The organism is Actinomycetes bacterium (genome assembly GCA_022599915.1).
In the GTDB taxonomy this organism is placed as follows: Bacteria; Actinomycetota; Actinomycetes; order S36-B12.
Genome location: JAHZLH010000046.1, coordinates 1 through 7891, shown reverse-complemented (window position 1 = coordinate 7891; position 7891 = coordinate 1). Strand labels below are relative to the sequence as shown.

Sequence of the window (7891 nt, the reverse complement as noted above, 5' to 3'; positions counted from 1 at the left end):
GGTCGGCGAGAAGATTGACCACGTGGACGGCGTTACCCTCACCGATGCCGAACACATGATGGCCACCCGGCTGTGGCAGAACACCGCCAAGGTTCACTTCAACACTCAGGCCCGTCCCGACGGGCAGCGGCTAACCTACGGTGGCCACATCATCTCCATGGCGCGGGCACTGTCCTTCAATGGCTTGGCCAACGCGCAACTGATCGCCGCGATCAATGCTGGGGCGCATACTTCGCCGGCCTTCGCGGGTGACACCGTCTACGCCTGGTCGGAGGTGCTGGACAAGGCTGAGACCGATGTACGGGGGGTCGGTGCGCTGCGGCTGCGGCTGGTAGCTACCAAAGATCGGGATGAGTCGATGACCTTGCGGGGCGAGGACGGTAAATACGCGCCGGGTGTGCTGCTTGACCTCGACCTCTGGGTACTGGTTCCCCGCTGATCGCTGACGATGGTGCCGGAAAGAACCGGCCGCGACGCTCGGCTGTCCTGCGTGGGTAGGACAGCCCGGTGATGGCCCCACCTCAGTGCCGTCGGGCGTCGTCTACGCTTGGCCCATCACGTGGCGGCACTAGCCGCGAAAGGGGCGACATGCCTGACCTGATCGACCTCGAGATCGAAGCCGGGGTAGCCACCATCACCCTGCAGCGTCCACCGATGAACGCACTCAATCGTGAGATGCAGAATCAGATCCGCGATGCGGCTCGGGAAGTGTCCGGTCGCCGGGATGTGCGCGCGGTGCTGCTGCACGGTGGGCCGAAAGTGTTTGCTGCCGGGGCCGACGTGAAAGAGATGGCCGACTGGAGTTACACCGACGCTGTTGCGGAGACCAAAGACCTCTCGGCCTGTTTCACCGCGGTCACGCAGATTCCGCAGCCAACTATTGCCGCTGTCACTGGCTACGCCCTCGGCGGTGGCTTGGAGTTGGCGATGTGCTGCGATTTGCGCGTTGCCGGTGACAACGCTCGGCTAGGTCAACCAGAGATCTTGTTGGGGATCATCCCCGGGGCCGGCGGCACCCAGCGATTGCCGCGGCTGGTGGGCCCGGCCCGAGCCAAAGAGCTGATTTTCACCGGTCGCTATGTGGCTGCTGATGAAGCGCTGCGGATCGGGCTCGTAGATCAGGTGGTGTTGCCGGATGACGTGCTGGCAGCCGGGCGCGATCTGGCGGTACGGCTAGCTGCAGGGCCACCGCTGGCGTTGCGAGCAGCCAAAGAGGCGATCGATGCTGGTCTGGAGACTGATCTAGCCACCGGGCTGGAGATCGAACGACTACAGTTCACCGGGCTCTTCGCCACCGAAGACCAGGCGAATGGCATGTCATCATTCGTCGAGAACGGACCAGGGAAAGCGGAGTTCGAGGGACGATGACAGCGACACCGGAACAGATCCAGCAGGCCTACGACGACCCCAAACTCGCCAATGTGATCTATCACGATTGGGAAGCGGGTACCTACGACGAAAAGTGGAGCATCTCCTACGACGACCGCTGCATTAACTATGCCTGCGATCGGTTCAACCATGTTGCCGGTGAGTCGGTGCAGCCGTTCGGCCGCTCGCTGGAGATCGGCGCCGGCACCGGGTTCTTCACGCTGAACCTGATGTTGGGCGGCTTGATCGAGCAGGGTCACATCACCGATCTGTCGCCGAAAATGGTCGAGGTGGCGCTGCGCACCGGCAAAGACCTGGACCTCGACGTGAAAGGCAAGCCAGCTGACGCGGAATCGCTGCCCTATGAGGACAACTATTTCGACCTAGTGTGCGGCCACGCAGTACTACATCACATTCCAGATTTGGATCTGGCGATGAAGGAGGTGCTGCGGGTACTGAAGCCCGGCGGCACTTTCGCTTTTGCTGGCGAGCCCACCGAGCGTGGTGACGTCGTTGCGCGGAAGTTGTCCCAGCTCACCTGGGCTGCCACGACGCGCGCCACCTCCCGTGGTCCATTGGCGGACCGGTATGGCCGTTCTGCCGACGAGGTCGTGGAGATGGAGGCCGAGGCGGCGCTGGAGGCCGTGGTCGACATCCACACCTTTGACCCGGGCAAACTGCAGCGGCTATGTGAAGACGCCGGAGCGGCAGACGTCACTACCGCGACTAACGAGCTGACCGCCTCCTGGTTCGGTTGGCCGGTACGCACCTTTGAGGCCGCGGTCCGCCCTGGTGCACTGGGTTGGAAGTGGGCGCAGTTCGCCTACCGCAGCTGGATCGGACTGAACTGGCTAGACGGCCAGGTGTGGACCCACTTTGTTCCCAAGCAGTTCTTCTACAACGTCTCGGTCGCGGGCCGCAAGCCGCTGGACTGACCATGGCCCGTCGTGACCCGCGCCAGGCCAGGTTTCTCACCTGGGCCTCGCTGAAGTGGGTGTACCGCAACCGCGCTTGGAACTGGTGGTACCTGATCCGCTATTGGCGGTTCTTCTGGTTCAAAGTGCGCAACCCGCACGTCATCACCACCGGATTCGTCTTCCTGGGTAAACGAGTGGAGTTGTATGCCCGCAAGGGCTATGGCCAACTGATCATGGGCCGGTTTGTGCACGTGGGGGACGAGAACCGATTGCGGTGCCACGAAGGGGTGCTCACCGTCGGCGATAAGGCCGTCTTCGGGCGAGATAACACCATCAACTGCTACCTAGACATTGAAGTCGGCGGGTCCTGCATTGTTGCTGACTGGGTCTACATCTGCGACTTCGACCATGTCACCTCCGACATCCACCTACCGATCAAGGATCAAGGTCTGACCAAGACTCCGGTGCGGATCGGTGAAGACGTGTGGATTGGCGCCAAGGCGACGGTGCTGCGTGGCACCAACGTGGGTCACGGGTCGGTGATCGCCGCCCATGCCGTGGTACGCGAAGACGTGCCACCGATGAGCATCGTCGGCGGCGTGCCGGCGCGGATTTTGAAGAACCGCCGCGACATCTACGAAGCGGAGGCGGAGCGGCGCGCAGCTCTGGCCGACATTGCCCGCAAAACCAAAGTGGCCGCCGACGCTAACGCCCAAGATGGCGGCGAGTAGCAGTTCACTCAGCCGCTGAGTTGTCCAGGTCCAGCACTTGGGTTCCCGCAGGTGGTGACTTAGGTGCGGTCAGCTTGTAAGCGCCGTGGGCAGCGAAGTCTTCGGTAGCATCTCGGTAGACCTGGTCAGTCAACGCCGCCACTCGGGTCCACGGGTAGGTCTCGACCAACGCCTGGCGGGCGTTTTCGTTTCGCTGCTGGGTAGCGGGAGAGTCGGTCAGTACTTCAGTGACCGCCGCAGCCAGGCCTTCCGCGTCATTGCGTGGGAAGGTGAGTGCCACTCGACCGTCGTCGGCAATCTCTGACAACCCACCGGTATCAGCCACCACTACCGGCGCGCCAAGTGCGGCCGCCTCCAGCGCGACCAGTCCGAACGGTTCGTATCTACTGGGCACGATGACAGTGTTAGCGGCGGCAATCAGACCGCGCAGTTCGTGGTCTGGCATCCATCCCAAAAACTCCACCGAATCGTCAAGGCCGGCTTCGGCTGCACGTTCTTTGAACTGCTCGGTCATGGTGCCGCGCCCCGCGATGACCAACTTCACCCCGGGGAACTGCTGCTGCAACAGCGGCACGGCTGCCAAGGTCAGGTCGACGCCTTTCTCCCATTCCAATCTCCCGGTCTGCACCAACAGTGGGCCATCGCCAGCGTGCGCCGTCCGGGCAGTCTCCCGGTCAGCCGGGACGAGTTTCCAGGCGGCCAGGTCGATCCCGTTGGGAACGACAGCGGTGCGGTCGGCAGGTAGATCGAAGAGGTGCTCGGCCTCCCGCTTCATGGCGGTGGAACAAGTGATCACCCGGTTTGCTGAGTTGCTGAGTCGCCACTCTCGCTGGTGGAGTTCCCGGGACAGATCATTGGGTAGCCAACCTTGATGACGGCCAGCCTCGGTGGCGTGGATGGTGGCGACCAGCGGCTTGTCGAATGCCTGCTGCGCAGCCAGCGCGGTGTTGACCACCATCCAGTCGTGCGCGTGCAGGACATCGGGTGAATAGTCGGTCGCCAGCTCGACTGCGGCCTGCGACAGCGCGGACTCCAAGCCGACGACCCAGTCGATGATGGCGTCCCCGCCGAACTCCAGTTCCGGGCCGTGCCGTCGTACTCGCACAACCCGCACGCCGCCGACCTCGTCGACACCGGGCTCATCTTCGGTCTGGGTGAGCACGGTGACCTCGTCACCGGCTGCCACCTGGGCGGCCGTGATCGCGGCAACGTGACGGCCCAAACCGCCATAGACCAGCGGTGGATATTCCCAAGACAGGTGCAATACGCGCACCCGGTGACGGTACCTGACCTGAGCACGGGCTGCGGCAGCGGCTCCCGGTTCCGCGCTAGTCGAAGAGCAGCATCAGGTAAGCGGCGAAGAGCGCGAGGTGCACCACCCCATGCAAGACGTTGGTTCGTCGGCTTGCGAACGTCAGCATCGATACCGCCAGGGTTGCGGCCAGCAACACGATGCTCTTCGGCTCCAAACCCAAGACAATCGCTTTGCCGGTGACGATGCCCACCGCCAACACTGCGGGGATAGTCAGGCCAATCGTGGCTGCAATCGACCCCAAGTATAGATTCACCGAGCGTTGCAGTTTGTTGGCCAGCGCCGCCCGCAGACCGGTCATGGCTTCCGGCGACAGGATCAACAGCGCAACGATAAAACCGCCGAGTGCGACCGGTGCGCCAGACTCCTCGATTACGTAGTCGATTGGGTAGGCCAGTTCTTTGGACAGCAGCACCACTGGGATCAGGAACGCCAACAGCAGCAGCGCGTGCGTGCTCACAGACCGGACAACCAGCCCCGGATGCTCGTCGTGAGCGTCATCCGCTAGATCATCTTCGTCGTCCTCGTTGTCGTCCTCGGCGTCGTCAGTCTCGCTGCCGGCAGCGATAACCGCTGCGGCGCCAGACGATGTGGTTGTCGCCTGGGCGGTTGCCGGCTGCGGCGACGTCGTGGGCGCAATGAAGATTTCTCGATGCCGCACGGTTTGGATCGCTAGAAATACGCCATATAGGGCGAGGAAGATCACCATGAACATGATCTCTTGGGTAGTGCTCAAAGTCTGATCGTCGGTACTGGTGGTGAAGTCCGGCAGTACGAGCCCCAGAAGCGCCAGCGGCATGATGACAGCGAGGTAGGCATTGGCGCCTTGCAGGTTATAGCTCTGTTCGTGGTGCTTCAGTCCGCCCACCAGCAGTGCCAAACCGACGAGACCGCACAGCACAATCATGGTGACCGCGAACATGGTGTCTCGGGCCAAGGTGGGTTGGTTGTCTCCGGTGAGCATCACCGAGGAGATCATCAGCACCTCGATGGAGATCACGCTGAGTGTCAGGATGAGCGTCCCGAGTGGTTCGCCCAACTTCACCGCGAGCGCTTCCGCATGGCGCACCACGTTGAACGCAGCCAGCAGGATCACCACGAACAACCAGCCAAAGATCACCGCAACCTCGCCAAAGCTGCTCAGATTAGACGTCCATTGACTGCCAAAGAGACTGAACAACACCGCGGTCGCAGCGACGATCAGCCAGGTCCATTCGGTCCGCAGCAAAGAAGGTGGTGCCATTGCGGGCCCTCTCACTGGTAGCGGCTGGCGGCTGACACCCCGAGTGCTATCGGGTGGTGTCGCTAGTGACCGTACCCGATCGCGCGGGCGTCGATGTGGCCAAACGGTCCGTCGAATTGCCGGTGATCAGCGGCTGCTGCGATCGCTGCGGCTGAGTCCCAGCCGGTGCGTTCCACCAGTTTGGCCAACTGGGAGACGTTGACGTGATGAGCGCGGTGTCGGTCAGCGGCGTAGCCAGCAGCCGACTCGTGGCTGATCATGAACGCCCAGTCCGACTGCAACGCCAGCACTAGATTTCGCAGCAACTGATCTGCGACCGGGCTGCGTTGCTCGCGCGGCAAGCTCTTCAATAACCGCAGCACTCGGTCCTGGGCGGTGGTGTTGTCCGCCACCATGCTGTGCACCGCTTCGCCGTCCCAGATATGCCAGTCCTTACCTGCCCCCCAGGAACCCGACTCCGGCTGGGTGCGCCCGGTAACCAGGCCCGCATCCACGGCACCAGACAGTGTGGTCACCTGCACCCCGGCCTCGGGCAGTAGTTGCAGGACGCGACGCAGCCAGTGCGGGCCTTCGTGCCACCAGTGGCCAAAGAGTTCGGTGTCGTAGGCGGCGACTACGAGGCCGGGGTGTCCTTGCTCGCCGGCAATATCGGTGAGCCGTCGCCTGACCACATCGACGAAGTCGCGGGCATCGGCTTCCGCTGCCGCTAACGCGCGGTTCGGATCGTAAGGGGCTTTGTCTTCCGGGGCGGTGCTAGTGCTGGTCACCCGGCTGTGCCGGAACCCCCAGTCGTGGTCGTAAGTGTGAAAGTCCCGGTACCACTTGCCCCCGGGATAACCGCGGCGCGGCGACCACACCCGATAGCTGACCTCTAGGTCACGACCAAATCCAACCACGTCGGAGTCGCCGATCAGGGTGCCGGCGCTCGTGGGTGCCCCCACGTGTTGCAGGGTGGGCCCATCCAACAAGAAGTGGCCTATTCCCGCTTGCTGGTAAAAATCCTCCAGCCCGGGGCGGTAGCCGCATTCCGGCGCCCAGATTCCTCGGGGTCGCTGCCCGTAGCGCAGCAACGAATCCTCACGTCCGGCCTGCAGCTCATATGCCACCAAGTCTTCGTCCAGCAGCGGCTGAAACGGGTGTGCCAGGGGTCCGCCCAGCAGTTCAATCGCGCCCCGGTCGGCCAGGTCGCGCAGAACCGGCGAACCGCCGTGGCACCAGCGGTTCTCGAATGACTCCTGGGCGCGCAGCGACTGCTCGGCTTCCCAGCCGCCGAGTTCGCGGCGCATTGGGTCAGGTTCTGCGGTCATCCCGACGGCCCGCCAATGCCGGTCGGCCAGCCAGATCTGCTGCAGGTCCAGGCAGTAGGGATCGTCTAACTGGGCGGCAACGATCGGCGTCACGCCCAGGGTGAGTAGATCCTGCTGGCCAGCATCAGCCAACTCATCCAGGACCGTGACCACTGGGTCGTAAGACATCGCCCAGGCCTGATGCAGCCACTCTTCTCCCACTGGCCAGGAGCCGTGGTGCGCTAGCCACGGCAGGTGGGTGTGAAGCACCAAACAAAACGTGCCGACCGGTGACTGCGGATTACTCATCCGCCGGCCTTGCGAGCGGTGCCGATCAGGTCCAGCGATGAGGGCGCGAGGTCGGGGTTTTCGTCGAGCAGTTCCACGGTGAAGTCGGTCACGGTTACGGCGGCCACGTCAGCGTCGAGTTGCTCCGGCCACTCCTCGGCCAAGATCGCATCCACCTGGCGTTGCACCAGTGGGCCGCGGTCAGCTTCCATCTCAGTCAATCGGGGGCCCAGGAAGAGCCCGAACGTGCGGGGATCAACGAATCCAGCCTCGGTGAGCAGCGGTGCGATCTGGTCGGCGTCGAACTCCTCGACGTGGAACGGGTTGGTGGGCTTCTCACCCCGCCCCAGACCCGGGGAAAACGTCAGTCGGTTCGGCGTCGACACCACGATCCGACCACCGGGCCGCAATACTCGGTGGGCTTCGCGGAAGAAACCGGCCAAATCCCACAGGTGTTCGATGACTTGCAAACTGACCAGCAGGTCAGCGCAGCCGTCATCTAGCGGCAGATCCACCAGGTTCGCCCGGACTGCGGAGACCTCCGGATACCGGGCGGAGACATGACTCACCGCGGTCTCGTCGTAGTCCACCGCAATCACTTCAGTGCCGGCTTGCCGCAGCAACTCAGCGCCATAGCCCTCGCCACAGCCCGCTTCCACGACTACCCCAGCGATCCCCGAGCTACGAATCCACTCATAGACGGCCTCATGCCTGCGGAACCAGTAGTTTTCCCGGGCAATTCCGGG

8 protein-coding genes are annotated in these 7891 nt (G+C 63.3%); 4 read left to right on the top strand and 4 right to left on the bottom strand.

The annotated features are described in order from the left end of the window. The 4 genes from K0U62_07575 to K0U62_07560 all read left to right on the top strand — a co-directional run. A partial coding sequence (locus K0U62_07575; GenBank protein MCH9801373.1) for a MaoC family dehydratase occupies positions 1–439 on the top strand: 439 nt, incomplete at its 5' end. 149 nt (positions 440–588) lie between these two features. Next, positions 589–1368: an enoyl-CoA hydratase/isomerase family protein gene (locus K0U62_07570; protein MCH9801372.1), complete on the top strand. Its 780-nt coding sequence runs from the start codon at positions 589–591 to the stop codon at positions 1366–1368. Beyond that, positions 1365–2303, top strand: a complete 939-nt coding sequence (locus K0U62_07565; GenBank protein ID MCH9801371.1) for a class I SAM-dependent methyltransferase — start codon at positions 1365–1367, stop codon at positions 2301–2303. Before K0U62_07570 ends, K0U62_07565 begins: the two co-directional genes overlap by 4 nt. Positions 2304–2305: 2 nt before the next feature. Then, the gene (locus tag K0U62_07560) at positions 2306–3016 is read left to right on the top strand and encodes an acyltransferase (protein MCH9801370.1); all 711 of its coding nucleotides are present in this window, start codon (positions 2306–2308) and stop codon (positions 3014–3016) included. Between the two features lie 4 nt (positions 3017–3020). On the opposite strand, the gene K0U62_07555 is transcribed toward K0U62_07560, so the two are convergent. From K0U62_07555 to K0U62_07540, 4 genes are all read right to left on the bottom strand, one after another. Beyond that, positions 3021–4289 carry a glycosyltransferase family 4 protein gene (locus tag K0U62_07555; GenBank protein MCH9801369.1) on the bottom strand — a complete coding sequence of 423 codons (1269 nt, stop codon included), beginning with the start codon at positions 4287–4289 and terminating at the stop codon, positions 3021–3023. 55 nt (positions 4290–4344) lie between these two features. Continuing rightward, positions 4345–5571, bottom strand: a complete 1227-nt coding sequence (locus tag K0U62_07550) for a calcium:proton antiporter (protein MCH9801368.1) — start codon at positions 5569–5571, stop codon at positions 4345–4347. 62 nt (positions 5572–5633) lie between these two features. After that, positions 5634–7166 carry a DUF1957 domain-containing protein gene (locus tag K0U62_07545; protein MCH9801367.1) on the bottom strand — a complete coding sequence of 511 codons (1533 nt, stop codon included), beginning with the start codon at positions 7164–7166 and terminating at the stop codon, positions 5634–5636. Next, entirely contained in the window at positions 7163–7885 is a 723-nt protein-coding gene (locus K0U62_07540; GenBank protein ID MCH9801366.1) for a class I SAM-dependent methyltransferase, read from the bottom strand. Before K0U62_07540 ends, K0U62_07545 begins: the two co-directional genes overlap by 4 nt. Positions 7886–7891 lie beyond the last annotated feature (6 nt).

Bases quoted from the DNA above. Each gene is read 5' to 3' on its own strand.
- K0U62_07545 (MCH9801367.1), bottom strand. From the start codon at position 7,166: ATGAGTAATCCGCAGTCACCGGTCGGCACGTTTTGTTTGGTGCTTCAC.
- K0U62_07570 (MCH9801372.1), top strand. From the start codon at position 589: ATGCCTGACCTGATCGACCTCGAGATCGAAGCCGGGGTAGCCACCATC.
- K0U62_07565 (MCH9801371.1), top strand. From the start codon at position 1,365: ATGACAGCGACACCGGAACAGATCCAGCAGGCCTACGACGACCCCAAA.
- K0U62_07550 (MCH9801368.1), bottom strand. From the start codon at position 5,571: ATGGCACCACCTTCTTTGCTGCGGACCGAATGGACCTGGCTGATCGTC.
- K0U62_07560 (MCH9801370.1), top strand. From the start codon at position 2,306: ATGGCCCGTCGTGACCCGCGCCAGGCCAGGTTTCTCACCTGGGCCTCG.